The organism is Citrobacter sp. Cpo032 (assembly GCF_030332975.1).
Classification (GTDB): domain Bacteria; phylum Pseudomonadota; class Gammaproteobacteria; order Enterobacterales; family Enterobacteriaceae; genus Citrobacter; species Citrobacter portucalensis.
Map to the genome: position 1 here is coordinate 368,243 of NZ_JAOWGU010000052.1, position 26,111 is coordinate 394,353.

Annotated in this window: 26 protein-coding genes; 14 read left to right on the forward strand and 12 right to left on the reverse strand. The window is 54.4% G+C overall.

Annotation, left to right across the window (positions count from 1 at the left end):
- Positions 1 to 31 precede the first annotated feature (31 nt).
- Positions 32 to 1,051, forward strand: coding sequence for an NADPH-dependent aldehyde reductase Ahr (gene ahr / locus OGY33_RS23705; protein ID WP_079937257.1), 1,020 nt, complete (start codon positions 32 to 34; stop codon positions 1,049 to 1,051).
- 147 nt (positions 1,052 to 1,198) lie between these two features.
- A complete protein-coding gene (locus OGY33_RS23710) occupies positions 1,199 to 2,701 on the forward strand; it encodes a helicase HerA-like C-terminal domain-containing protein (protein WP_218659592.1) in 1,503 nt (500 codons plus the stop codon).
- Positions 2,702 to 2,804: 103 nt separating this feature from the next.
- On the opposite strand, the gene lptG is transcribed toward OGY33_RS23710, so the two are convergent.
- The 3 genes from lptG to OGY33_RS23725 all read right to left on the reverse strand — a co-directional run bounded on the left by lptG (position 2,805) and on the right by OGY33_RS23725 (position 5,100).
- Complete coding sequence (lptG, locus tag OGY33_RS23715) at positions 2,805 to 3,887, reverse strand: LPS export ABC transporter permease LptG (protein WP_008786067.1); 1,083 nt, start codon at positions 3,885 to 3,887, stop codon at positions 2,805 to 2,807.
- Positions 3,887 to 4,987: an LPS export ABC transporter permease LptF gene (lptF, locus tag OGY33_RS23720; RefSeq protein ID WP_032942200.1), complete on the reverse strand. Its 1,101-nt coding sequence runs from the start codon at positions 4,985 to 4,987 to the stop codon at positions 3,887 to 3,889. Before lptF ends, lptG begins: the two co-directional genes overlap by 1 nt.
- A gap of 62 nt (positions 4,988 to 5,049) precedes the next feature.
- Positions 5,050 to 5,100 (reverse strand): hypothetical protein, encoded by a 51-nt coding sequence (locus OGY33_RS23725; protein ID WP_212723231.1) that lies wholly within the window; start codon positions 5,098 to 5,100, stop codon positions 5,050 to 5,052.
- A gap of 153 nt (positions 5,101 to 5,253) precedes the next feature.
- Here OGY33_RS23725 and pepA point away from each other — a divergent pair, with 153 nt between their 5' ends.
- The 4 genes from pepA (at position 5,254) to OGY33_RS23745 (ending at position 10,893) form a co-directional block, all read left to right on the forward strand.
- A complete protein-coding gene (pepA, locus tag OGY33_RS23730; protein WP_003025870.1) occupies positions 5,254 to 6,765 on the forward strand; it encodes a leucyl aminopeptidase in 1,512 nt (503 codons plus the stop codon).
- A 119-nt stretch (positions 6,766 to 6,884) separates the two neighbouring features.
- Entirely contained in the window at positions 6,885 to 7,328 is a 444-nt protein-coding gene (gene holC / locus OGY33_RS23735) for a DNA polymerase III subunit chi (protein ID WP_003830256.1), read from the forward strand.
- A complete protein-coding gene (locus OGY33_RS23740) occupies positions 7,328 to 10,183 on the forward strand; it encodes a valine--tRNA ligase (RefSeq protein ID WP_008786064.1) in 2,856 nt (951 codons plus the stop codon). Before holC ends, OGY33_RS23740 begins: the two co-directional genes overlap by 1 nt.
- A 206-nt stretch (positions 10,184 to 10,389) precedes the next feature.
- Positions 10,390 to 10,893, forward strand: coding sequence for a GNAT family N-acetyltransferase (locus OGY33_RS23745; RefSeq protein ID WP_003830259.1), 504 nt, complete (start codon positions 10,390 to 10,392; stop codon positions 10,891 to 10,893).
- Between the two features lie 26 nt (positions 10,894 to 10,919).
- On the opposite strand, the gene OGY33_RS23750 is transcribed toward OGY33_RS23745, so the two are convergent.
- The 3 genes from OGY33_RS23750 to rraB form a co-directional block, all read right to left on the reverse strand.
- A complete protein-coding gene (locus OGY33_RS23750; protein ID WP_032942198.1) occupies positions 10,920 to 11,750 on the reverse strand; it encodes a hypothetical protein in 831 nt (276 codons plus the stop codon).
- Between the two features lie 165 nt (positions 11,751 to 11,915).
- Positions 11,916 to 12,674: a tRNA isopentenyl-2-thiomethyl-A-37 hydroxylase MiaE gene (miaE, locus tag OGY33_RS23755; protein WP_008786061.1), complete on the reverse strand. Its 759-nt coding sequence runs from the start codon at positions 12,672 to 12,674 to the stop codon at positions 11,916 to 11,918.
- A gap of 51 nt (positions 12,675 to 12,725) precedes the next feature.
- Entirely contained in the window at positions 12,726 to 13,151 is a 426-nt protein-coding gene (gene rraB, locus OGY33_RS23760; RefSeq protein ID WP_003025845.1) for a ribonuclease E inhibitor RraB, read from the reverse strand.
- Positions 13,152 to 13,249: 98 nt separating this feature from the next.
- Between rraB and argL the strand changes: the two genes are divergently transcribed.
- Both argL and argF read left to right on the forward strand, forming a co-directional pair.
- Positions 13,250 to 13,345: a putative translational regulatory protein ArgL gene (gene argL, locus OGY33_RS24635; protein ID WP_370867251.1), complete on the forward strand. Its 96-nt coding sequence runs from the start codon at positions 13,250 to 13,252 to the stop codon at positions 13,343 to 13,345.
- On the forward strand, positions 13,315 to 14,319 hold the full coding sequence (argF, locus tag OGY33_RS23765; RefSeq protein ID WP_191238903.1) for an ornithine carbamoyltransferase: 1,005 nt from the start codon (positions 13,315 to 13,317) through the stop codon (positions 14,317 to 14,319). The genes argL and argF overlap by 31 nt, the downstream gene beginning before the upstream one ends.
- Positions 14,320 to 14,425: 106 nt before the next feature.
- Here argF and OGY33_RS23770 read toward each other — a convergent pair whose 3' ends face one another.
- Positions 14,426 to 14,878, reverse strand: coding sequence for a YhcH/YjgK/YiaL family protein (locus OGY33_RS23770; protein ID WP_048215052.1), 453 nt, complete (start codon positions 14,876 to 14,878; stop codon positions 14,426 to 14,428).
- A 238-nt stretch (positions 14,879 to 15,116) separates the two neighbouring features.
- On the opposite strand from OGY33_RS23770, the gene pyrL reads away from it, so the two are divergent.
- From pyrL to ridA, 4 genes are all read left to right on the forward strand, one after another.
- Positions 15,117 to 15,218, forward strand: coding sequence for a pyr operon leader peptide (pyrL, locus tag OGY33_RS23775; RefSeq protein ID WP_003025819.1), 102 nt, complete (start codon positions 15,117 to 15,119; stop codon positions 15,216 to 15,218).
- A 36-nt stretch (positions 15,219 to 15,254) separates the two neighbouring features.
- Positions 15,255 to 16,190, forward strand: a complete 936-nt coding sequence (gene pyrB, locus OGY33_RS23780) for an aspartate carbamoyltransferase (RefSeq protein ID WP_003025818.1) — start codon at positions 15,255 to 15,257, stop codon at positions 16,188 to 16,190.
- A 13-nt stretch (positions 16,191 to 16,203) separates the two neighbouring features.
- Positions 16,204 to 16,665 (forward strand): aspartate carbamoyltransferase regulatory subunit, encoded by a 462-nt coding sequence (gene pyrI, locus OGY33_RS23785; protein WP_003025816.1) that lies wholly within the window; start codon positions 16,204 to 16,206, stop codon positions 16,663 to 16,665.
- 76 nt (positions 16,666 to 16,741) lie between these two features.
- Positions 16,742 to 17,128, forward strand: coding sequence for a 2-iminobutanoate/2-iminopropanoate deaminase (gene ridA, locus OGY33_RS23790; protein ID WP_191238904.1), 387 nt, complete (start codon positions 16,742 to 16,744; stop codon positions 17,126 to 17,128).
- 91 nt (positions 17,129 to 17,219) lie between these two features.
- On the opposite strand, the gene OGY33_RS23795 is transcribed toward ridA, so the two are convergent.
- The 5 genes from OGY33_RS23795 to mgtL all read right to left on the reverse strand — a co-directional run bounded on the left by OGY33_RS23795 (position 17,220) and on the right by mgtL (position 23,368).
- Entirely contained in the window at positions 17,220 to 18,506 is a 1,287-nt protein-coding gene (locus tag OGY33_RS23795; RefSeq protein ID WP_003830349.1) for a TRAP transporter large permease, read from the reverse strand.
- A gap of 30 nt (positions 18,507 to 18,536) precedes the next feature.
- Positions 18,537 to 19,046, reverse strand: coding sequence for a TRAP transporter small permease (locus OGY33_RS23800; RefSeq protein WP_020996255.1), 510 nt, complete (start codon positions 19,044 to 19,046; stop codon positions 18,537 to 18,539).
- 62 nt (positions 19,047 to 19,108) lie between these two features.
- A complete protein-coding gene (locus OGY33_RS23805) occupies positions 19,109 to 20,086 on the reverse strand; it encodes a TRAP transporter substrate-binding protein (RefSeq protein WP_048215053.1) in 978 nt (325 codons plus the stop codon).
- Positions 20,087 to 20,461: 375 nt separating this feature from the next.
- On the reverse strand, positions 20,462 to 23,170 hold the full coding sequence (mgtA, locus tag OGY33_RS23810) for a magnesium-translocating P-type ATPase (RefSeq protein ID WP_048215054.1): 2,709 nt from the start codon (positions 23,168 to 23,170) through the stop codon (positions 20,462 to 20,464).
- Positions 23,171 to 23,314: 144 nt separating this feature from the next.
- Positions 23,315 to 23,368 carry a mgtA regulatory leader peptide MgtL gene (mgtL, locus tag OGY33_RS24525; protein WP_223240846.1) on the reverse strand — a complete coding sequence of 18 codons (54 nt, stop codon included), beginning with the start codon at positions 23,366 to 23,368 and terminating at the stop codon, positions 23,315 to 23,317.
- Between the two features lie 191 nt (positions 23,369 to 23,559).
- On the opposite strand from mgtL, the gene treR reads away from it, so the two are divergent.
- Together treR and treB are read left to right on the forward strand one after the other, a co-directional pair.
- Positions 23,560 to 24,507 (forward strand): trehalose operon repressor TreR, encoded by a 948-nt coding sequence (gene treR / locus OGY33_RS23815; RefSeq protein WP_032942194.1) that lies wholly within the window; start codon positions 23,560 to 23,562, stop codon positions 24,505 to 24,507.
- Between the two features lie 157 nt (positions 24,508 to 24,664).
- The gene (gene treB, locus OGY33_RS23820; protein ID WP_048215055.1) at positions 24,665 to 26,083 is read left to right on the forward strand and encodes a PTS trehalose transporter subunit IIBC; all 1,419 of its coding nucleotides are present in this window, start codon (positions 24,665 to 24,667) and stop codon (positions 26,081 to 26,083) included.
- The last annotated feature ends 28 nt before the right edge of the window (positions 26,084 to 26,111 follow it).

The following is a 26,111-nucleotide window of genomic DNA, read 5'->3' on the forward strand; positions in this document are numbered from 1 at the left end:
TCCAGTTCAACACCATACTGAGGGAAACACGATGTCGATGATAAAAAGCTACGCTGCAAAAGCGGCGGGCAGCGAACTCGAACTCTATGAATATGATGCGGGCGAGCTTAAGCCGGAAGATGTCGAAGTCCAGGTCGATTACTGCGGTATCTGCCATTCCGATTTGTCGATGATCGACAACGAATGGGGATTCTCTCAGTATCCGCTGGTTGCCGGGCATGAGGTGATTGGTCGCGTGGCGGCGCTCGGCAGCGCGGCGCAGGATAAAGGTCTGAAGGTTGGTCAGCGCGTCGGCGTTGGCTGGACGGCGCGCAGCTGCGGGCACTGCGATGCCTGTATCAGCGGAAATCAGATCAACTGCCTTGAAGGGTCTGTTCCCACAATTCTTAATCGCGGTGGCTTTGCTGAGAAGCTGCGGGCCGACTGGCAGTGGGTGATCCCGTTGCCGGAGAGTATCGATCTTGCGGCCGCTGGCCCATTACTGTGCGGCGGCATCACGGTGTTCAAACCGCTGCTGATGCACCATATCACCGCCACCAGCCGCGTCGGGGTGATCGGCATCGGCGGCCTGGGGCATATCGCCATCAAGCTGTTACACGCGATGGGTTGTGAAGTGACCGCGTTCAGCTCCAATCCGGCGAAAGAGCAGGAAGTGCTGGCGATGGGGGCGGATAAAGTGGTCAACAGCCGCGATCCGGATGCGCTAAAAGCGCTGGCGGGCCAGTTCGATCTCATTATTAACACGGTTAACGTCGATCTCGACTGGCAGCCCTATTTTGAAGCGCTGGCCTACGGCGGCAACTTCCATACCGTCGGTGCGGTGCTGAAGCCGCTGTCGGTTCCGGCGTTCACCTTAATTGCCGGCGATCGCAGCATCTCCGGTTCGGCGACCGGTACGCCGTTCGAACTGCGCAAGCTGATGAAATTTGCCGGACGCAGCAAGGTGTCGCCCACCACCGAACTGTACCCGATGTCGCAAATTAACGAAGCAATCCAGCACGTGCGTGATGGCAAAGCCCGCTACCGCGTGGTGCTTAAAGCCGACTTCTGATCGTCTTTGCCGGGTAGCGTAAGCTTCCCGGCTATTCTCCCCGCTATTCCAGACAGGTTAAATTCTCCTCACAATCTCCGTAATTTAGCGGTGAAGAGTGCGTCACGGTTGCCTATACTCCAGGCAGGATAAATGGAGGAAATCTCAATGAGCGCACCCCTGCTAATTGCCCGCACGCCGGACACCGAACTGTTTTTACTGCCAGGCATGGCCAACCGTCACGGGCTGATTACCGGCGCGACCGGGACCGGTAAAACCGTCACGCTACAGAAGTTGGCCGAATCGCTGTCCGAGATTGGCGTGCCGGTATTTATGGCCGATGTGAAAGGTGACTTAACCGGCGTGGCCGAGGAAGGACAAACCTCTGAAAAGCTGCTCGCCCGCCTGAAAAACATCGGCATTACCGACTGGCAACCGCATGCTAATCCGGTCACGGTGTGGGATATCTTCGGCGAAAAAGGTCACCCCGTGCGGGCCACGGTATCAGACCTCGGTCCGCTGCTGCTGGCCCGTTTGCTGAACCTCAACGACGTGCAGTCCGGCGTGCTGGATATTATCTTCCGTATTGCCGATGACCAGGGTCTGTTGCTGCTCGATTTCAAAGACCTGCGGGCTATCACCCAGTACATTGGCGATAACGCTAAATCCTTCCAGAATCAGTACGGCAATATCAGTAGCGCCTCGGTCGGGGCGATCCAGCGCGGGCTGCTATCGCTGGAGCAACAGGGCGCGGCACACTTCTTTGGCGAACCGATGCTGGACATCAAAGACTGGATGCGTACCGACGCCAGCGGCAAAGGGATGATTAATATCCTCAGCGCCGAGAAGCTCTACCAGATGCCCAAACTGTACGCCGCCAGCCTGCTGTGGATGCTCTCCGAACTGTACGAACAGTTGCCGGAAGCGGGCGATCTGGAGAAGCCAAAACTGGTGTTCTTCTTCGATGAAGCGCACCTGCTGTTCAACGATGCCCCGCAGGTGCTACTGGATAAAATCGAACAGGTGATCCGTCTGATCCGCTCGAAAGGGGTCGGAGTGTGGTTCGTCTCGCAAAACCCGTCGGATATTCCGGACAACGTGCTTGGTCAGTTGGGTAACCGCGTGCAGCACGCCCTGCGCGCGTTCACGCCGAAAGATCAGAAAGCGGTGAAAAGCGCGGCGCAAACCATGCGCGCCAACCCGGCATTTGATACCGAAAAAGCCATTCAGGAGCTGGGAACCGGTGAGGCGCTGGTGTCGTTTCTGGACGCCAAAGGCAGCCCGTCGGTGGTTGAACGGGCGATGGTGATTGCGCCATGCTCACGGATGGGACCGGTGACGGACGACGAACGCAACGGGCTGATTAATCACTCTTCTCTGTACGGTAAATATGAAGAAGAGATCGACCGCGAGTCCGCCTATGAACGTTTGCAGCAAGGCGTGCAGGCCAGTACCGAGCAGCAAAATACACCTCCCGCCAACGGTAAAGCTGTCGATGTGGATGGCGGTATTCTCGGTGGGTTGAAGGATATTCTGTTTGGCAGCACCGGACCGCGCGGCGGTAAGCGCGATGGCGTAGTGCAGAGCGTGGCGAAAAGCGCGGCGCGACAGGTTACCAATCAGATAATTCGCGGCATGTTGGGGAGTTTGATGGGCGGGAGAAAACGCTAGCCCCGTGTTACGTTGCCGGATGGCGGCGGAAACGCCTTATCCGGCCTACGGGTCCGGAGTAGGCCTGAAAAGCACAATGCCATCAGGCCTACGATTACTGTGATTACGACTTACGTAGCATCAGCCACAGGCTTATCAGGAAGAAGCTGGCGCTTGGCAGCAGCGCACCGATAATCGGCGGAATGCCGTACACCAGCGTCAGCGGGCCAAAGATTTGGTCCAGCACATAGAACACAAAGCCAAAGCTAATCCCTGTCACCACGCGCACGCCCATCGGGACGCTACGCAGCGGACCAAAGATAAACGACAGCGCCATCAGCATCATGACCGCTACAGACAGCGGCTGGAAGACTTTGCTCCACATATTGAGCTGATAGCGTCCGGCATCCTGGCCGCTCGACTTCAGGTACTTCACGTAGTTATGCAGACCGCTAATCGACAGCGCGTCAGGATCCAACGCCACAACGCCGAGCTTGTCGGGTGTCAGGTTGGTTTTCCAGGTGCCGCTCACCGTTTGCGAGCCGGTGATTTGCTTCGGATCGGTCAGGTTGGATTCATCCACCTGCGACAAACGCCAGACCTTCTGCTCCGGGTCAAACGTCGCGCTCGCAGCGTAGCGTACAGACTGCAGACGGCGCTTGTCGTTAAACGAGTAGATGCTAATCCCGCCTAACTCTGCGTCGCCTTTCACCCGCTCGATGTAGACAAAGCTGTCACCGTCTTTCGCCCACAACCCCTGCTGGGTAGAGAGCAACGAGCCGCCGTACATCTGCTGCGCACGGTAGTTACGCGCCATCTGTTCGCCTTGTGGCGCGACCCATTCGCCGATAGCCATCGTCAGCAGCACCAGCGGAATCGCGGTTTTCATCACCGACAACGCCACCTGCATACGGGTAAAGCCAGAAGCCTGCATCACCACCAGTTCACTGCGCTGGGCCAGCATGCCCAGCCCCAGCAATGCCCCCAGCAGTGCCGCCATCGGGAAGAAGATCTGGATATCTTTAGGCGCACTGAGCAGGGTATACAGCCCGGCGCCCATCGCATCGTAGCTCCCCTGCCCGGCTTTTTTCAGCTGGTCAACGAACTTGATGATCCCGGAGAGCGACACCAGCATGAACAGCGTCATCATGATGGTGGTGAAAATGGTTTTACCGATATAGCGGTCAAGTACACCAAAAGGCTGCATTATACCGCTCCTTTACGCATAAAACGGGCACGCAAGCGGCGCATCGGCACCGTATCCCAGAGGTTAAGCACAATCGCGAGCGCCAGATACGCCAGGTTAACCGTCCACATCCAGAACACTGGATCCAGCTTACCTTTACCGCCGTTCGACTTCAGCGACGTCTGAACCAGGAAGAACAGCAAATAGAGCAGCATTGCTGGCAGCATCGACAGCACGCGCCCCTGACGCGGGTTCACCACGCTCAGCGGTACGACCATCAGCGCCATCATAAATACGGTGAATACTAACGTGATACGCCAGGTCAGCTCCGCGCGGGCACGATCGGTGTCGGTCGTCCACAGCGTACGCATGTTCATCTGGTCGGTATCGTTTGGATCCAGCGCCACGGCCTGATGACCGATAATCGCCTGATAATCCTGGAAGTCGGTAATGCGGAAATCGCGCAGCAGCGCAGTACCTTCGAAGCGCGTCCCCTGGTTCAGCGTCACGACCTGAGAGCCATCACGCATCTGGGTAAGATGTCCGGAATCGGCTACGACGACCGAAGGACGAGCGTTGCCTTTCGGGCGGATTTGCGCGAGGAACACGTCTTTGAAATTGCTGCCGTCAACGCTTTCGATAAACAGCACCGAACTGCCGTTGGTCGCCTGCTGGAATTGCCCCTGAGCAAGCGCCGCCATACCGGGGTTCGCTTTCGCCTCCGCCAGAACTTCGTCCTGATGTCTGGAGGACCACGGCCCGGCCCACATCACGTTGACCGCCGCAATAATACTGGTAAACAGCGCCAGCACCATCGCCGCTTTCACGAGCACTGCCTTGCTCAGCCCGCAGGCGTGCATGACCGTAATTTCGCTTTCGGTATACAGTTTGCCCAGCGTCATCAACAGCCCGAGGAACAGGCTTAAGGGCAAGATAAGTTGCGCCATTTCTGGCACGCCCAGCCCCAGCAGCGAGAGCACCAGATTTGCCGGGATATCACCGTCAACCGCCGCACCAAGGATCCTGACCAACTTTTGACAAAAGAAGATCAAAAGCAGGATGAATAGGATCGCAAGTTGGCTTTTGAGCGTTTCCCGAACCAGATATCTTATGATTATCACTTTAAATACGCCCGTAAAAACCCGTCTTTTGCCGGAATTTAGCTTGTTTCATGGCTTAAACGTCATTTATTCTCTTGAGTCGTCGAAATCGTCGCTAAGATCATTATACTCAACGGATCCACCTCTCAGAAATTGTTCTGACGTGCCAATGCCGTAATAACGTTAAGATTAACACGAAGTCACCGCAACAGCGGGTATGAGTTACGAAAGCTTGCAATTCTATCCGTAGCCACCGCCGTTGTCTTTAAGATTCAGGAGCGTAGTGCATGGAGTTCAGTGTAAAAAGCGGTAGCCCGGAGAAACAGCGGAGTGCGTGCATCGTCGTGGGTGTCTTTGAACCACGCCGCCTCTCTCCGATTGCAGAGCAGCTCGACAAGATCAGCGACGGGTACATCAGCGCACTGCTGCGTCGCGGCGAACTGGAAGGCAAACCGGGTCAAACCCTGTTGCTGCACCATGTTCCTAACGTTCTGTCTGAGCGAATTCTCCTTATTGGGTGTGGCAAAGAGCGCGAACTTGATGAGCGCCAGTACAAGCAGGTCATTCAGAAAACCATCAATACCCTGAATGACACAGGCTCAATGGAAGCCGTCTGCTTTCTGACTGAGCTGCACGTCAAAGGGCGCAATAACTACTGGAAAGTGCGTCAGGCCGTTGAGACGGCACAGGAAACGCTATACAGCTTTGATCAACTGAAGACCAACAAAAGCGAGCCACGTCGCCCGCTGCGTAAAATGGTCTTTAACGTGCCGACCCGCCGCGAACTGACCAGCGGTGAGCGTGCGATCCAACACGGTCTGGCGATCGCCGCCGGCATTAAAGCGGCAAAAGATCTTGGCAACATGCCGCCGAACATCTGTAACGCCGCCTACCTGGCCTCTCAGGCGCGCCAGCTGGCAGACAGCTACAGCAAAAATGTTGTGACCCGAGTGATCGGCGAGCAGCAAATGAAAGAGCTGGGCATGCACTCTTATCTGGCCGTCGGTCACGGCTCGCAGAACGAGTCGCTGATGTCGGTCATCGAGTACAAAGGCAATCCGTCCGAAGACGCGCGTCCGATCGTGCTGGTCGGTAAAGGGTTAACCTTTGACTCCGGCGGTATCTCCATCAAACCAGCCGAAGGCATGGATGAGATGAAGTACGACATGTGCGGCGCAGCAGCGGTATACGGCGTGATGCGCATGGTGGCTGAGCTTCAGCTCCCCATCAACGTTGTCGGCGTGCTGGCGGGCTGTGAAAACATGCCGGGTGGCCGCGCGTATCGCCCAGGCGACGTGCTGACCACGATGTCTGGACAGACCGTTGAAGTGCTCAATACGGATGCCGAAGGCCGTCTGGTGCTGTGCGACGTGTTAACCTACGTCGAGCGCTTTGAGCCAGAAGCAGTGATTGACGTCGCGACCCTGACCGGCGCGTGCGTGATTGCGCTGGGCCATCACATCACCGGCCTGATGTCGAACCACAACCCGCTGGCGCATGAGCTGATCGGTGCGTCCGAGCAGGCTGGTGACCGCGCGTGGCGTTTGCCGCTGGGTGATGAATACCAGGAGCAGTTAGAGTCCAACTTTGCGGATATGGCGAACATCGGCGGACGCCCTGGCGGTGCCATTACCGCGGGCTGCTTCCTGTCACGCTTTACCCGTAAGTACAACTGGGCGCACCTGGATATCGCTGGTACCGCATGGCGTTCAGGGAAAGCCAAAGGCGCAACCGGTCGTCCGGTCGCGTTGCTGTCGCAGTTCCTGCTCAATCGTGCCGGTTTTAACGGCGAAGAGTGATGTAAAACGCCGGGTGGCGGCTTCGCCTTACCCGGCCTACAACGTCACTCAACCGTAGGCCGGGTAAGCGTAGCGCCACCCGGCTTTGCATTTAAATCCACAACAAGAAGCCCCATATCATGAGAAACGCAACGTTCTATATTCTGGACAATGACAACACCGTCGATGGCTTAAGCGCCGTTGAACAACTGGTGTGTGAAATTGCCGCAGAACGTTGGCGTGCTGGCAAGCGCGTGCTGATCGCCTGTGAAAACGAAAAGCAGGCTCTTCGACTGGATGAAGCTCTGTGGGCGAGACCGGCAGAAAGTTTTGTTCCGCATAATCTGGCGGGAGAAGGCCCCAGAGGCGGCGCGCCGGTAGAGATTGCCTGGCCGGAGAAACGCAATAGCAGCCCGCGCGACCTGCTCATCAGTTTGCGCGTTGGCTTTGCAGATTTTGCCACCGCTTTCACAGAAGTGATAGACTTCGTTCCTTACGAAGATTCTTTGAAACAATCGGCACGCGATCGCTACAAAGCTTACCGCGTGGCTGGTTTTAACCTGAATACGGCAACCTGGAAATAATGGAAAAGACATACAACCCACAAGATATCGAACAGCCGCTTTACGAGCACTGGGAAAAGCAGGGCTATTTCAAACCTAACGGCGATGAAAGCAAAGAGTCCTTCTGCATCATGATCCCGCCGCCGAACGTCACCGGCAGTTTGCATATGGGTCATGCTTTCCAGCAAACCATCATGGATACCATGATTCGCTACCAGCGCATGCAGGGTAAAAACACCCTGTGGCAGGCCGGTACCGACCACGCGGGTATCGCTACCCAGATGGTGGTTGAGCGTAAGATTGCCGCTGAAGAAGGTAAAACCCGTCACGACTACGGTCGCGAAGCGTTTATCGACAAAATTTGGCAGTGGAAAGCGGAATCCGGCGGCACCATTACCCGTCAGATGCGCCGTCTCGGCAACTCCGTTGACTGGGAGCGCGAGCGCTTCACTATGGACGAAGGTCTTTCCAATGCCGTGAAAGAAGTCTTTGTCCGCCTGTACAAAGAAGATCTGATCTACCGTGGCAAGCGTCTGGTCAACTGGGACCCGAAACTGCGCACCGCTATTTCTGATCTGGAAGTGGAAAACCGCGAGTCTAAAGGCTCCATGTGGCACATCCGCTATCCGCTGGCTGACGGCGCGAAAACCGCAGACGGTAAAGATTACCTGGTCGTCGCCACCACCCGTCCGGAAACCGTACTGGGTGATACCGGCGTAGCCGTTAACCCGGAAGATCCGCGCTACAAAGATCTGATCGGCAAATTCGTTGTCCTGCCGCTGGTTAACCGTCGCATTCCGATCGTCGGCGATGAACACGCCGACATGGAAAAAGGCACCGGCTGCGTGAAGATCACCCCGGCGCACGACTTTAACGACTACGAAGTCGGGAAACGTCATGGCCTGCCAATGATCAACATTCTGACCTTTGACGGCGACATCCGCGAAACCGCGGAAGTGTACGACACCAAAGGCGAAGAGTCCGACGTTTACTCCAATGAAATCCCGGCTGAGTTCCAGAAGCTGGAACGTTTTGCTGCGCGTAAAGCGGTGGTTGCCGCCGTTGATGCCCTAGGCCTGCTGGAAGAAATTAAACCGCACGACCTGACCGTACCTTACGGCGACCGTGGCGGCGTGGTTATCGAACCGATGCTGACCGACCAGTGGTACGTCCGTGCCGACGTGCTGGCAAAACCGGCGGTTGAAGCGGTTGAGAATGGCGACATCCAGTTCGTACCGAAGCAGTACGAAAACATGTACTTCTCCTGGATGCGCGATATTCAGGACTGGTGTATTTCCCGTCAGCTGTGGTGGGGTCACCGTATCCCGGCATGGTATGACAACGACGGCAATGTCTACGTTGGCCGCACCGAAGACGAAGTGCGTCAGGAAAACAACCTCGGCGCCGACGTTGCACTGCGTCAGGACGAAGACGTTCTTGATACCTGGTTCTCCTCCGCGCTGTGGACGTTCTCCACTCTCGGCTGGCCGGAAAACACCGATGCGCTGCGTCAGTTCCACCCAACCAGCGTGATGGTTTCCGGCTTCGACATTATCTTCTTCTGGATTGCCCGCATGATCATGATGACCATGCACTTCATCAAAGATGAAAACGGCAAGCCGCAGGTTCCGTTCAAGACCGTCTACATGACCGGTCTTATCCGTGACGACGAAGGCCAGAAGATGTCCAAATCCAAGGGCAACGTGATTGACCCGCTGGATATGGTCGACGGTATCTCTCTGGCAGAACTGCTGGAGAAACGTACCGGCAACATGATGCAGCCGCAGCTGGCTGAGAAAATTGCCAAGCGTACCGAGAAGCAGTTCCCGGACGGCATCGAGCCGCACGGCACCGACGCCCTGCGTTTCACCCTGGCGGCGCTGGCCTCTACCGGTCGCGATATCAACTGGGACATGAAGCGTCTGGAAGGTTACCGTAACTTCTGTAACAAACTGTGGAACGCCAGCCGCTTCGTGCTGATGAACACCGAAGATCAGGATTGCGGCTTCAACGGCGGCGAAATGACCCTGTCTCTGGCGGACCGCTGGATCCTCGCTGAATTCAACCAGACCATCAAAGCGTACCGCGAAGCGCTGGATAACTTCCGCTTCGATATCGCCGCGGGCATTCTGTACGAGTTCACCTGGAACCAGTTCTGCGACTGGTATCTGGAGCTGACCAAGCCGGTCATGAACGGTGGTTCCGAGTCTGAACTGCGCGGCACCCGCAATACGCTGGTTACCGTGCTGGAAGGTCTGCTGCGCCTGGCGCACCCAATCATTCCGTTCATCACCGAGACCATCTGGCAGCGCGTGAAAGTGATTTGTGGCAACACTGCAGATACCATCATGCTGCAGCCGTTCCCGGAATATAACGCAGCGCAGGTCGATGAAGCGGCGCTGGCCGATACCGAATGGCTGAAGCAGGCGATCGTCGCCGTACGTAACATCCGTGCGGAAATGAACATCGCCCCGGGCAAACCGCTGGAGCTGCTGCTGCGTGGTTGCAGCGCTGATGCGATGCGTCGTGTGAACGACAACCGCAGCTTCCTGCTGAACCTGGCACGTCTGGAAAGCATTACCGTGCTGCCAGCCGATGACAAAGGTCCGGTCTCCGTGACCAAAATCATCGACGGCGCCGAACTGCTGATCCCGATGGCTGGCCTCATCAACAAAGAAGATGAGCTGGCACGTCTGGCGAAAGAAGTGGCGAAAATCGAAGGCGAGATTGCCCGTATCGAAGGCAAACTTTCCAACGAAGGTTTCGTTGCCCGCGCACCGGAAGCAGTCATCGCCAAAGAGCGTGAGAAGCTGGACGGTTACGCAGAAGCTAAAGCGAAGCTGATTGAACAGCAGGCGGTCATCGCCGCGCTGTAATTGCCTATGCCGGATAGCGCTGAGCTTATCCGGCAAACGGGCACCGTCATCGTAGGTCGGATAAGCGTAGCGCATCCGACACCACAGACGATAAAGCCTCTGACGCATATGCTCAGAGGCTTTTTATTGAATTATCCTCGCTTGCGCTTCCCCTCACCGCAGTGGTATTAACTGCATATGTCTCACTTTTATGTCATGAGTTCGCTATGAGTGCCATTACCTCCGTCGCGGCAACGCTGCGCCGAATTTCTGCCGATGATAACGCCGCCATTGCCCGTGTTATCCGCAAAGTTTCCGCTGAATACGGGCTTACCGCCGATAAGGGCTATACCGTTGCCGACCCTAATCTGGACGAACTGTTCCAGGTTTACAGCCAGCCGGGCGCGGCCTACTGGGTGGTTGAGCAAAATGGTGAAGTCGTGGGCGGCGGCGGCGTTGCGCCGTTAGGATGTAGTGAACCAGGCATTTGCGAGCTGCAAAAGATGTACTTCCTGTCGAGCGCGCGCGGTCAGGGGCTGGCGAAAAAGCTGGCATTGATGGCGCTCGAACATGCCCGCGAGCAGGGTTTTAAACAGTGCTATCTGGAGACCACAGCGTTTCTGACTGAGGCAATCCGCCTGTATGAGCATTTAGGCTTTGAGCATATCAGCGAAGCGCTGGGCTGTACCGGGCACGTGGATTGTGAAGTGCGGATGTTAAAGCCCCTCTGACCTTACGCCGAGAGGCTTTAGCCGCGTTACTGCATCTCGGCTGAGAGCATCAGTCGAATAACGCCAGCCGCGCGGGCGGTTGGCAGCTTCAGCACCTGTGACCAGAGATCCTGCACTATCTCACAGGCAATCTTCTCTTTGCCGATCGCTTTAGTCGGATCGGCCATGATCTGAATATCCGGCCCATAGCGCTGTACTAACCCAGGGCTTATTGCTTGCAGATCCTGCAACGCCAGCTGTTTCTCTTCTGCCGTGACCGTATGTTTGTTCGGACCATAGGCAGCACGCATCATACTCATATCACTCGCCATACGACGGTTCATGATCTCATGCGGAACCAGACGTGCCGGGTTAATCCCCCCTTTCACTGCCGGAAACAGAAAGCGGAAGCATTCGTCATCACCTATTTTGGCCACAGCAGCGATCTGCTCAAGGTTAATCTTCATATATTCAATGACATTGGCATCTGGCGCCTGCTGCAATCTTGCCATTTGCAACTGAAGAATTTGTGGTTGTATCGCGTCGATAACCTGCTGTTCGCTACTCCCTGCTTTCTTCATCTGCGCTGCCTGGCTGATAATTTTTTGTGTCAGCTCAGGTTCCTGCTCCTTAATCACCTGAAACGCCGGATTGGAGAGCATCGCCTTTTCAAATTGCTGCTCTTCGGTCAGACCATAATCCGGGCTTTCGCGTGGGATCAGGTAGTGCACATCAAACAGATTCCACGCGATGATCGCCACCACAAAAACCACCGCGCCGGAGATCTTGCCCAGCCAGCCTTTTTTGCGAAACATGCCGACGACGATAGCAATCACCGCCCCGATATAACCTGCCAACAAAACGTGTGCCCAGTTCATTAACCATCCTTATGCCAAATCATCTCTGTTACGGGGATATATTTCCCCTTCGTGTGTTTTGATTATTACGGCAGCAGCGAGCGATTTCCAGCCACCAGATTTTGCTAACAGAAACAGGAAGGATTAATCCGCGCGGCGATGGACACCGCGCGTCAAAGAAAGGAATTAAGCCGGAACGCCGCTGTGAAAACGGAATTCATCGTCAGGAGAGGTGATCAACGCGGCTTCTACTTCGCCAAAAAACCGAACCCGGCTGCTGATATCATCGGCTGAAACCTGCTGCGCCAGCGCCAGGTAATCCTGATAATGTCGGGCCTCGGATCGCAGCAGCGACAGATAAAACGCCTGCAAATCGTCATCCAGATACGGTGCCAGTGCGGCGAACCGTTCACAGGAACGCGCCTCAATGTAAGCCCCGCATATCAGTTTATCGATTAGCGTTAAAGGCTCATGGGTGCGTACCTCTTTGAGCATGCCTTTGGCATAACGGCTGGCGGTAATCTTGATATAGGGAATGTTACGGCTCATCATCGCCTCACGCACCTGCCAGAAGTGATGAAGCTCTTCTTTGATAAGCAAAACCATGCTGTCGATAAGCTTGCGTCCCCACGGGTCGTCGGTTTGCGGCATCACGCTTTTGCTTATCTGTTTATTCAGCGCGATAAAATCCGGCTCATCCCCTTCTCTGAAAGCAAACGCTTCATAGGGTTTCAGCCAGTCCAGCAGCGCCTGCGATCCCTGTTTATCCGCGACATACTTACGCACCAGCAGCATCGCCGTTTGCGCCGCTTTCAGCTCACAGACGAGGTGATCGGTCAATAACAGAGGCAGATTCGCCGGGTCTCGCGCTTTATCAAGCCAAGCCTGGGGCGTTTTACAGTGCAGGAAATTGTGGATCGGGGAGAGTATTTGCAGGTAATCCATACGTTGTCCTTGGCCTGCGGCAGCCTGGGCTACCGCAGGTCAGTAGATGACTTAGTGACGCACGCCGTCATCATCTTCGTCGACGAGGTCTTCATCGTCGCCGTCTTCGCCTTCTTCGCCGTTCGGGTCTTCAAAATAGGTGCCCCAACCGTCGTATTCCACATCATATTTTTCGGCCAGGTTCATCAGCTGCTCAACCTGAGCATCGATCAACTCCGCATTCAGTGCACATTCGCTCAGAATGTCACAGCAAATAACCGTGTCGCCTTCTTCCACTTCCAGCTCTTCCGGCTCGGTCACTTCATAACCCAGCTTGAAGGCTTCTACTGCCGCTTTTTCCAGGGTTTCGAAGTCATCCGCGGAAAGGTGATGCTCGATGGTGTACAGCGCGTCTGGATCGCTGCCATCTTCGAGTAACTCTTCAATAATCAAGCGTGTTTCTTCACGCTGTTCTTCCAGTAGTTCCGGGTTTGCCATGGCTCGTTCCTCATAATGTCCTGCCGATACTCTTATTGTCACATACCGCTGTCATTGCCTCCACCTTTCCAGGAAAGATTTGTTAAACAAGGTTGCAAATGAATAAACATCCATATAAATTGAATTTTAATTCAATAAATGGCCTAAGCCATGTGAGGGAACCATGTCTGCGTTTTATCAGAAACATTTTTTGAAACTGCTTGATTTCACCTCTGCTGAACTCACGTCACTGCTTCAGCTCGCCGCACAGCTGAAGGCGGAAAAGAAAAACGGCACTGAAGCCGCAAAGCTCACCGGTAAAAACATCGCGCTCATCTTCGAAAAAGACTCAACCCGTACCCGTTGCTCTTTCGAAGTTGCCGCATACGATCAGGGCGCGCGCGTGACATACCTCGGGCCAAGCGGCAGCCAGATTGGCCATAAAGAGTCGATCAAAGACACGGCCCGCGTGCTCGGCCGCATGTACGACGGTATTCAGTATCGGGGCCACGGTCAGGAGATTGTCGAGACGCTGGCGGAATATGCCGGAGTTCCGGTGTGGAACGGATTAACCAACGAGTTTCATCCCACCCAGCTGCTGGCGGATCTGTTAACTATGCAGGAACACCTGCCGGGTAAAGCGTTTAATGAGATGACGCTGGTCTACACCGGTGATGCCCGCAACAATATGGGCAATTCCATGCTGGAAGCCGCCGCGTTAACCGGGCTGGATCTGCGTCTGGTCGCACCGCAAGCCTGCTGGCCAGAGGAAAGTCTGGTTGCGGAGTGCAAAGCGCTGGCACAGAAAAACGGCGGCAATATTACGCTGACCGAAGATGTCGCCACGGGCGTGAAAGACGCGGACTTCATCTATACCGACGTCTGGGTATCAATGGGCGAAGCAAAAGAGAAGTGGGCCGAACGTATTGCGCTGCTGCGTAAGTACCAGGTTAATAGCGCGATGATGGCGTTGACCGGCAATCCGCAGGTGAAATTCCTGCACTGCCTGCCCGCGTTTCATGACGATCAAACCACGCTTGGCAAACAAATGGCGCAGGAATATGGTCTGCACGGCGGTATGGAAGTGACGGATGAGGTCTTTGAATCATCCGCCAGCATCGTATTTGATCAGGCGGAAAACCGGATGCACACCATCAAAGCGGTGATGGTGGCGACGCTGGCGAAGTAAGAGCATGGATGAAAAGAATGCCGGATGGCGATGCTAAGCATCTTATCCGGCCTACAACCGCGCTCCCGTAGGCCGGGTAAGGCGAAGCCGCCCCCGGCAAATACGCTTATGCCACCCGCATTTTCACCACGGCTTTGCGTACCAGCGCTGGTGCACCGACCGCGCACAGCGGTTTATGCACTTCGCCCGGATAGAACACCACGAAATCACCTTCGTTCAGCACCACCGTTTTTTCCTGTACCCCTTCCGGTAGGAAGGCGATATCTTTATCCGCCAGCCAGTCAGTTTCCGGCGCGCCCGCAGGCTGCGTGCTGAAGGTCATGCCTTCCTGACCTTTGAGCAGGATCTGAATATCCAGATAGCGCGCGTGATACTCGGCGCGGCGCTGTGCAAACGGCTCCGTCATATCTTCAGCAATCAGATAAAACAGACGATCGCCGTCGATGTCGTGCTTACCTTTTTCCGTCTCATCCGTCACATGCGCTTTAATGTGTTCAATCGCCTGACGCAGCTCTTCCGGCAGCCAGGCATCCAGGTTGTGAATATTGCCGACAATCATCTCAAACCCCTTAATTAAAACATCGTTTCATTTTAGTTGTTATACGAAAAAACGGTCTGCCATACTACTGCTATTTGCCGATATTTTGCGTCAACGCATGTTTATCTCATTGTTGCTGTTTGGCATTCAGGGTGAATGAATATTCATGAGAATCGTTTGCGATGAATAATTTGTGCATTTTTCGCTTGATCCCATAACGGAGCTGAGTATAATCGCGGACAATTTGCCGGGAGGATGTATGGTTCAGTGTGTACGACATTTTGTCTTACCGCGTCTGAAAAAGGACGCTGGCCTGCCGTTTTTCTTTCCGTTGATCACCCATTCCGAGCCCCTCAATTGAGGGGCTTTTTTTTTGCCCAGGCGTCAGGAGATAAACATGGCTAACCCGCTCTATCAAAAACACATCATTTCCATAAACGACCTCAGCCGCGATGACCTCAATCTGGTCCTCGCGACGGCGGCGAAATTAAAAGCTAACCCACAGCCGGAGCTGTTAAAGCATAAGGTTATCGCCAGCTGCTTCTTTGAAGCCTCAACCCGCACCCGTTTATCCTTTGAAACCTCCATGCACCGCCTGGGCGCCAGCGTGGTGGGTTTCTCTGACAGCAGCAACACCTCTCTGGGCAAAAAAGGTGAAACGCTGGCCGATACCATTTCCGTCATCAGCACCTATGTCGACGCCATCGTAATGCGCCATCCGCAGGAAGGCGCCGCGCGTCTGGCTACGGAGTTCTCCGGTAACGTTCCGGTACTGAACGCAGGCGACGGCTCCAACCAACATCCTACCCAAACGCTGCTGGATCTGTTCACCATTCAGGAAACTCAGGGTCGCCTGGACAATCTGCACATCGCCATGGTGGGTGACCTGAAATATGGCCGCACCGTCCATTCCCTGACCCAGGCGCTGGCGAAGTTCGAAGGTAACCGTTTCTACTTCATCGCCCCGGACGCGTTGGCCATGCCGCAATACATTCTGGATATGTTGAATGAAAAAGGTATCGCCTGGAGCCTGCACGGTACTATTGAAGAGGTGATGGCGGAGGTCGATATCCTCTACATGACCCGCGTACAAAAAGAGCGTCTGGACCCGTCCGAATACGCCAACGTGAAAGCGCAGTTTGTTCTGCGCGCCAGCGATCTGAACGGCGCCAGAGCAAACATGAAGGTACTGCATCCGCTGCCGCGTATCGATGAGATCACCACCGACGTCGACAAGACGCCGCATGCCTGGTATTTCCAGCAGGCTGGCAACGGCATCTTCGCCCGCCAGGCGTTACTGGCACTGGTACTGAATAGCGAACTGGCACTGTAAGGGAGAAAAAGAGATGACACACGATAACAAACTGCAGGTTGAAGCCATCAAACGTGGCACCGTGATTGACCATATTCCCGCACAGGTTGGTTTTAAGCTGCTGACGCTGTTCAAACTGACGGAAACCGACCAGCGTATCACCATCGGTCTGAACCTGCCGTCAGGCGAGATGGGCCGTAAGGACCTGATTAAAATTGAAAACACGTTCCTGACCGATGAGCAGGTAAACCAGCTCTCCCTGTACGCGCCGCAGGCAACGGTAAACCGCATTGACGATTACGACGTGGTGGGTAAATCACGTCCGAGCCTGCCAGAGCGTATCGACAACGTACTGGTTTGCCCGAACAGCAACTGTATCAGCCATGCTGAGCCGGTTTCCTCCAGTTTTGCAGTGAAAAAGCGTGCCGATGACATCGCACTCAAATGCAAATACTGTGAAAAAGAGTTTTCGCATTATGTGGTGCTGGCCAACTAATTGGGGTTGGTTATGAGATCCCGGCTCCCTATAATGAGCGGGAACATTCTACTACCGCTGTAATTCAGGAGAAATCATGAGCAAGACTATCGCGACGGAAAATGCACCAGCAGCAATCGGCCCATACGTTCAGGGCTTTGACCTGGGTAGCATGGTAATCACTTCCGGTCAGATCCCGGTCGATCCGAAAACCGGTGCCGTAGCGGAAGACGTGTCCGCTCAGGCACGTCAGTCGCTGGAAAACGTAAAAGCTATCGTTGAAGCAGCAGGCCTGAAAGTGGGCGACATCGTAAAAACGACCGTCTTCGTAAAAGACCTGAACGATTTCGCAACTGTAAACGCGACCTACGAAGCGTTCTTCACCGAACACAACGCGACCTTCCCTGCGCGTTCTTGCGTAGAAGTTGCCCGTCTGCCGAAAGACGTGAAAATCGAGATTGAAGCGATCGCCGTTCGTCGCTAAGTCTCCTTGTGCCGGATGGCGGCTTCGCCTCGTCCGGCCAATGCACGGGTCGTTTACAGGCCCGGTAAGCGCGAGCGCCACCGGGCATTTATCACATCACACCAAACAGTTTCGGCAGGAACAGCGAAATCGCCGGAATGTACGTCACGAGCATCAGCACCAGGAATAGCACAAGGTAGAATGGCAACATCGCCTTCACCACCTGCTCTATTTTCTGTTTACTCACCGCACTGGCCACAAACAGCACCGACCCTACCGGCGGCGTAATCAGGCCGATCCCTAAGTTCACCAGCATGATCATGCCAAAATGAACCGGATCAATGCCGAGCGCGTTGGTCACCGGCAGCAGAACCGGCGTCAGAATGAGGATCAGCGGTGCCATATCCATCAGCGTACCGATCAGCAGCAGCATGATGTTAATACACATCAGGATGACGTATTTGTTGTCCGAGATGCTGGTGAAGGCTTCAGTGATACGCATCGGCAACTGCATATAAGTCATGACAGCACCGAACGCGGCGGCAAAGCCTATCAGGATCATGACGATAGTGACCGTTTTCACCGTGCGGAACATCAGCTTCGGCAGCTCAGACCATTTATAGTCACGATAGATAAACATGGTGACAAAGAAGGCCCACAGGCAGGCAATTGCCGCAGACTCCGTTGCGGTAAAGATACCTGACAGGATACCGCCCATGATGATCACAACGGTCATCAGGCCCCACAGCGTATCAACGAAAATCTTCAGTGCCTGGCGAAACGGTACACGTTCTCCTTTTGGATAACCGCGCTTGTGCGCAAAAGCCACGCACATCACCATCAGGCTGAGGCTTAACAGCAGCCCCGGCAGGATCCCGGCGATGAACAGCGCGGCAATCGACACCGTGCCACCGGTTGCCAGCGAGTAGATAACCGAGTTATGGCTGGGCGGCGTAAGAATCGCCTGCACCGAACCGCTGGCCGTTACCGCTGCGGCAAAGTCACGCGGATAACCTTTTTTATCCATCTCCGGGATCATTACCGAACCAATGGACGCGGTATCAGCCACCGACGATCCGGAAATAGCACCAAAAAAGGTTGATGCCACAATATTTACCAGCGACAGTCCGCCGCGGATAAAACCAACAAAAATATAGGCAAAGTTCACCAGTCGCCGCGCAATTCCCCCTTCGGCCATAATAGCCCCGGCCAGAATAAAGAATGGGATCGCCAGCAGCGAAAACTTATTCACCCCACTGGTCAGTTGGATCATTACCGCTTCCAGTGGAATATCTATGTACCAGGCCCCAATGATGGCGCTAATGCCAACTGCGTACGCTACCGGTACCCCAATCGCCAGCATAATGCCGAGCGTAAAGACGAGAATAAATGCATCCATCTGCTTTCCTTTCTGAAATGGGGGCGGTAACTAGCTGGTCGATCCCAGCATGACAACGGGACGTTGGTACTGCGGACCACGGAAAATCTTTTCAGCGATAAACAGCAGCGTTATGGCAGAGCCTATCGGCAACGGAAGATAGTTTTGCCCGGCGCTTAAAAGCGGGAATTCCGCCACAGGCTGGTCCCACAGTTCAAGACAGAGATTGGTTCCGTACCACAGAATGAACAGACTTATCGCCACCAACATAACGTCAGCGATTACCGAGCAATAACGGCGGGAAGCATCCCCCAGACGGTCAATCACCATGCTCACCGCGATATGCGAGCCTGCACGATAGCTCACCGCCGCGCCAATAAAGGTGAATGTCACCATACAGAGAATAGCGACGGGTTCAGGCCATGACAGGGCGTTATTCAGAACATAACGCGCGAATATGCCAATGGGGATAATGGCGACCATGACCAATAATGCGATACCGGCAATCCACATTGACACCCGATAAAGAAAATCCATTACCGATGAATAGCATTCACCCATAATTATCACCTCGAATTAATCAAAAGATTCAGGCGGAGGGTTGATATCCTCCACCTGATGAATTACTTCACATCCTGAATACGTTTGATCAAATCCTGGTGGTCTTTACCATAATTATCCCGCACTGACTGCGTGGCTTTATAGAAATAATCCGTATCAATATCGTGGAACTGAACGCCGTTGGCTTTCATGGTCTCCAGTGATTTCGCATTATAATCCTGCCAAAGTTTTCGTTGCTCTATCTGTGCTTCCTTGGCGAGTTTAATAATGAGATCCTGATCTTCTTTTTTCAACTTATCCCATTTAGCTTTCGAAAACAGAAAAAGCTCAGGAATAATAAAGTGTTTGCTCCAGGTATAGTTTTTCACGACCGGCAAATAGTTATGCGCAACAAACGTTGGCGGGTTATTTTCCGTGCCATCAATAACGCCGGTCTGCATGCCGCTAAATACTTCACTGACGCCCATGACAACGGAGTTAGCGCCCATCGCTTTCAGGGTATCCAGCGCTATCGGACTTCCTTGAACACGGATTTTCATACCGTGTAAATCTTCCGGTTTCACCACCGGATTTTTGGTGATCAGGTTACGCGTGCCGGCATCCATCCAGCCGAGAAACACCAGCCGCGATTTGGTATTGGCCGTCAGACGATCGCCAATCTCCTGACCAATCATGCCGTCGAGAACCTTATGCAGATGGTCCTCATCGCGGAAAATATATGGCAGGGTAAACACGTTAATTTCAGGGAGAATGGCGGCAACAGGCGTCATTGAGACACGAATAATATCGATAGCGCCTAATTGCGCCTGTTCAATCATCTGTTTTTCATCGCCTAACACGCCACCAGGAAATGTTTTAATCTCCAGACGGCCGTCGGTCGCAGCGCTAAGTTTTTCCCCCATATGTTTCACTGCGACAACGTTCGGGTAATCAGCCGGATGCACATCTGCGGCGCGAAAAGTTTGTGCCAGCGTTGCATGACTCGCCAGGAATACAGACGCGCCAATACACAGACTTAACAGGTTTTTTGTCAGTTTCATTTGTCCTTCTCCAGAAGTTCATAATATCCATTAACAGGAATAGCTTGCAGAGCAAATGACTGCCGGAATTAAAAACGGGCAGCGAGAAACTTTCTTAACGACGTTACCTGCGCAGACTAACTGGTGTAACAATTTATTTCGATGACTGCGTTCACAAAAAATCGCAGACGCTTAAAATTTTTAGCACACTGTTTCATTTTTGCAATGCAGATCGTTTTATTGATAAAGAAACAACGCAAGGAAGGCGATTTGATACTAATAACACCCGTTAGCATTTCAATAAAAATAAAACACTAATGTTGCGAGGTAATATCTTCGAATGAAAATGAGGAATGCAGGATGGTATTAACACCATCCTGCTGAGGCGTTTGATGTTTACTGCCAGCCGTAGCGACGGCTATAAAAACCTTTCACTAATTGAGTCAATGTCATGTAACCCGCCAGAATCGCAATCAGCCACGGGAAGTAGCTCAGCGGCAATGCCTGCAATTGCAGATAGCTGGCCAGCGGCGAGAAGGGTAATGCAATGCCGACGACCATCACCACCAGCGTCATCAGCATCAGCGGCCACGCGGCGCGGCTCTGGATGAACGGCACGCGACGGGTACGAATCATATGCACAATCAACGTTTGCGACAGCAGGCCCACCACGAACCAGCCAGACTGGAACAACGTCTGATGTTCAGGCGTATTGGCATGGAAGACGAACCACATCAGGCAAAAGGTCAGAATGTCGAAGATCGAGCTGATCGGTCCAAAGAAGATCATAAAGCGGCCCAATTCGCTGGGATTCCAGCGCTGCGGCTTTTTGATCTGCTCTTCGTCGACGTTATCAAACGGAATCGCCACCTGGGATACATCGTACAGCAGGTTCTGAATCAGTAAGTGCAGCGGTAACATCGGCAGGAACGGTAAGAAGGCGCTCGCCACCAGCACGCTAAACACGTTACCGAAGTTTGAACTGGCCGTCATTTTGATGTACTTCAGCATGTTAGAGAAGGTACGGCGTCCTTCAATCACCCCTTCTTCCAGCACCATCAGGCTCTTTTCCAGCAGGATGATATCCGCCGCTTCACGCGCAATATCAACCGCGCCGTCAACGGAGATACCAATGTCCGCCGCACGCAGCGCCGGGGCATCGTTTATACCATCGCCCATAAAGCCGACCACATGGCCTTCGCGCTTGAGCAGCGTGACAATGCGCTCTTTGTGCATTGGCGTCAGACGGGCAAACAGCGTGGTGCGCTGAGCAAGCCGAGCCAGCTCATCATCGCTTAACCCTTCAATGCTGCTACCGATAACCACATCGCCCGCATCCAGGCCCACTTCGTGACACACTTTTGCCGCCACCAGTTCACTATCGCCAGTGAGGATTTTCACCGTAATGCCGCTGGCTTTCAGCGCTTTAAGCGCAGGTGCGGTGGTCTCTTTCGGCGGATCGAGGAACGCAATATAGCCTTCGAGGATCAGATCTGATTCATCAATACGCTGGTAATCACCTTCACGCGCTGGCAGGTATTTCGTCGCCACCGCCACCACACGCAGCCCCTGGCGGTTCAGCGTGTCCGTAACGCGTTTCACCCGACGCAGCATGTTGTCATCTAACGGGACTATCTCACCGTTGTGACGCACCTGGGTACATACGCTGAGGATCTCCTGTAGCGCCCCTTTACAGACCAGCTGATGCACATCGGTTTCTTCTGCCACCACTACCGACATGCGGCGACGTTCAAAATCAAACGGGATCTCATCGATTTTCTGCCAGCGAGTCGAGAGCTGGCGGGCTGATTCTTCGTCCACACCTTCCAGCACCGCCGTATCCAGCAGATTCTTCAGCCCGGTCTGATAATGGCTGTTCAGCCACGCAGAATGCAGGACATGTTCGCTGGGCTTTCCAGAGATATCCGTATGATTCTCAAGTACAATTTTATCCTGAGTCAGGGTGCCGGTTTTATCGGTGCACAGAATATCCATTGCGCCAAAGTTCTGGATAGCGTCGAGGTGTTTAACGATAACCTTTTGTTTGGACAGCTTCACCGCCCCACGCGCCAGCGTCGAGGTGACGATCATCGGCAGCATTTCCGGTGTCAGTCCCACCGCCACAGACAGGGCAAACAGCGCCGCTTCCCACCAGTCTCCTTTGGTGTAGCCGTTTATGATAAGCACGATGGGCGCCATCACCAGCATAAAGCGGATCAGCAGCATGCTGACGCGGCTGATCCCTTTCTGGAAGGCATTCTGCTCGCTTTCCTGCTCGCTGACGCGACCGGCCAGTTGCCCGAACCAGGTATTAGCTCCGGTTGAAATCACGATGGCCTGCGCCGTGCCGCTCACCACGTTGGTGCCCATAAAGCACAGGGTATCGCATTCCAGCGGGTTGCTTTGCTGCGGATCGCGACTGGTTGCCACTTTCTCCACCGGCAGCGATTCACCGGTCAGCGAAGCCTGGGCGACGAACAGGTCACGAGCCTGCACCACGCGCAGATCGGCCGGGATCATATCCCCTGCCGCCAGCTTGATGACATCGCCGGGAACCAACTGGTCGATCGGCAGTTCAACCCAGCCGTTCTCCCCTTTCTCGTTGATGACGCGCAGCACCGTGGCGGTGTTGCTGACCATCGCTTTCAGCGCATCAGCCGCTTTGGTGGAACGCGCCTCTTGCACAAAATTCAGCAGCGTAGAGATGACGACCATCAGGGCGATGACGCCAGCGGCAAACAGATCTTCGGTGGCATAGGAAATCGCCCCGAGAATGGTCAGCAGTATATTAAACGGATTGCGGTAGCAGACCCACAGATGCACCCACCAGGGCGACGGCTTCTGCGCCGGCAACTGGTTTTCGCCATGTATTTCGCGGGCGTTCTCGACTTCTGCGGCGTTTAAGCCTTCCGGATGAGCGCCGAACGTTTTCCACAGCGCGTCTTCGTCCATCAGCGCCATTTTCAGGCAATGTTCGCTTAGCGATGGCGGGATCGGCGTGCTGGCAACGGTCTGAGCATTCGGCAATGGATCACGATGCACCAGACGATGCGGTAAATGGCGGTTTAGCCGGGCAAACAGCTGGCGGGTCATATTTTTGAACATAGGCAGTCCCTCTGCACCTGTATAAACAGGCGCAGTAAATCCTTCAGGCGTGGCAAAGCCTTGCCTGGTGGCAATATTAAAATCACAACAGGGACGTCAGAACGTCACTGTCTTACTGCTCCGGTAAGACAGTGAAAGACAGGCTTACCGGAAAGGGTTGTTTCTCCATCTCGGGAGAGGGGTGGGATCGGGATCCATATAGCCTCCGGTAAGTGAATGATTTGCGTCGCGGATTATACGCAGAAAACCATAAGGTTTGTGGCAATTATGGCGGTATGATAAACCATGGAAACTAAACCAAACGTATACCAGACTTTGCCCATTGCGCCCCGCTTGAGTAAAGTTATTCTCTATTTGGCATAACTTCACACGCAACACGGGAAAACAGGATGCAAAATCGGCTGACCATTAAAGACATCGCCCGCTTAAGCGGTGTGGGAAAATCAACCGTTTCCCGTGTGCTCAACAATGAAAGCGGCGTGAGTGAACGCACCCGCGAACGCGTTGAGGCGGTGATGAATCAGCACGGTTTTTCCCCTTCCCGCTCCGCACGCGCTATGCGCGGACAAAGCGACAAGGTGGTGGCGATTATCGTCACGCGTCTGGACTCGCTTTCGGAAAATCTCGCCGTGCAGACCATGCTGCCCGCCTTTTATGAACAGGGCTACGATCCAATCATGATGGAAAGCCAGTTCTCGCCCGAGCTGGTTGAAGAACATCTCGGCATGCTCAGACGCCGCAACATTGATGGCGTGGTGCTGTTTGGTTTTACCGGCATTACTGAAGCCATGCTCGCCTCCTGGCAAGATTCTCTGGTGCTGCTGGCAAGAGATGCAAAAGGCTTTGCCTCCGTCTGCTATGACGATGAGGGTGCCATTCGTACCCTGATGCAGCGTTTATACGAACGCGAGCATCGCCATATTAGCTTTCTTGGTGTTCCGCATAGCGATGTGACCACTGGTAAACGCCGCCATGAGGCCTACCTGGCATTCTGTAAAAAACATAAACTGCATCCTGTGGCCGCGCTGCCGGGTCTGGCCATGAAGCAGGGCTATGAGCAGGCCGCCAACGTCATCACCCCGGAAACCACCGCTTTAGTCTGTGCGACGGATACCCTTGCCCTTGGCGTCAGCAAATACCTGCAGGAGCAGCGGATTGAGAACCTGCAGCTGGCGAGCGTGGGCAGCACGCCGCTGATGAAATTCCTCCATCCGGAAATTATCACCGTCGATCCAGGATACGCCGAAGCCGGGCGACAAGCGGCCTCGCAGCTGATCGAACAGATCAACGGCCGTAGCGAACCACGACAAATCGTTATTCCTTCCACCCTCTCCTGATCGCTTTCTGAGCATTAATTTGTGATCTTCGCTGCGTTTCGGGAACGTTCCCATTTTTAAATATTCATCGAAGATATACTCTGGCGCCAACAACGAGAGAGTTGCCGAATGACGACGCAACAGCGTCTTTTCCGGTCTACGGGGAACACACACCATCATGAGCAAAATAAAACAAGCAGACATCGACCGGCTAATTGAGCTGGTTGGCGGGCGCGACAATATCGCTACGGTGAGTCACTGCATTACTCGCCTGCGTTTTGTGCTGAATCAGCCTGCAAACGCCAGGCCGAAAGAGATCGAATTGTTGCCAATGGTCAAAGGCTGCTTCACCAACGCCGGGCAGTTTCAGGTGGTAATTGGCACCGAGGTGGGCGATTACTACAAAGCGCTGTTGGCGACAACCGGTCAGGCCAGCGCCGACAAAGAGCAGGCAAAGAAAGCGGCGCGGCAGAATATGAAATGGCACGAGCAGTTGATTTCTCACTTCGCGGAGATCTTCTTCCCTCTGCTGCCAGCACTGATTAGCGGCGGCCTGATCTTAGGTTTCCGTAACGTGATCGGCGATCTGCCCATGAGTAACGGGCAGACGCTGGCGCAGATGCATCCTTCGCTGAAAACCCTCTATGACTTCCTGTGGCTGATTGGCGAAGCGATCTTCTTCTATTTGCCGGTCGGGATTTGTTGGTCGGCGGTCAAGAAAATGGGCGGTACGCCGATCCTCGGTATTGTGCTGGGCGTGACCCTGGTTTCTCCGCAACTGATGAACGCCTATTTGCTCGGTCAGCAGGTGCCGGACGTGTGGAACTTCGGCCTGTTCAGCATTGAGAAAGTGGGCTACCAGGCGCAGGTCATTCCGGCACTGTTGGCCGGGCTGGCGCTCGGGTTTATTGAAACACGCATGAAGCGCATCGTCCCGGATTACCTGTATCTGGTGATCGTCCCGGTGTGCTCGCTGATCCTTGCGGTATTCCTTGCGCACGCCTTTATCGGTCCATTTGGCCGCATGATTGGCGACGGTGTCGCGTTTGCGGTCCGTCATCTGCTGACCGGCAGTTTTGCTCCGATTGGCGCGGCGCTGTTCGGCTTCCTGTACGCCCCGCTGGTGATCACCGGTGTGCATCAGACCACGCTGGCTATCGACATGCAGATGATTCAGAGCATGGGCGGCACGCCGGTATGGCCACTGATCGCCCTGTCGAATATCGCTCAGGCCTCTGCGGTGGTCGGGATCATTATCTCCAGTCGCAAACACAACGAACGTGAAATTTCCGTTCCTGCCGCGATCTCCGCCTATCTCGGGGTAACTGAACCAGCGATGTACGGGATCAACCTGAAATACCGCTTCCCAATGCTGTGCGCGATGATCGGCTCCGGTCTCGCCGGACTGCTGTGCGGCCTGAACGGTGTGCTGGCGAACGGGATTGGCGTCGGCGGTTTGCCGGGCATCCTCTCCATCCAGCCGACTTACTGGCAGGTCTTTGGCATGGCGATGGTCATTGCGATTGTCATCCCAATGGTACTGACCTCATTCGTTTACCAGCGTAAACACCGTCTGGGCACATTACAGATTGTCTAACTTTTCTTCGGGGCGCAGTTGCGCCCCA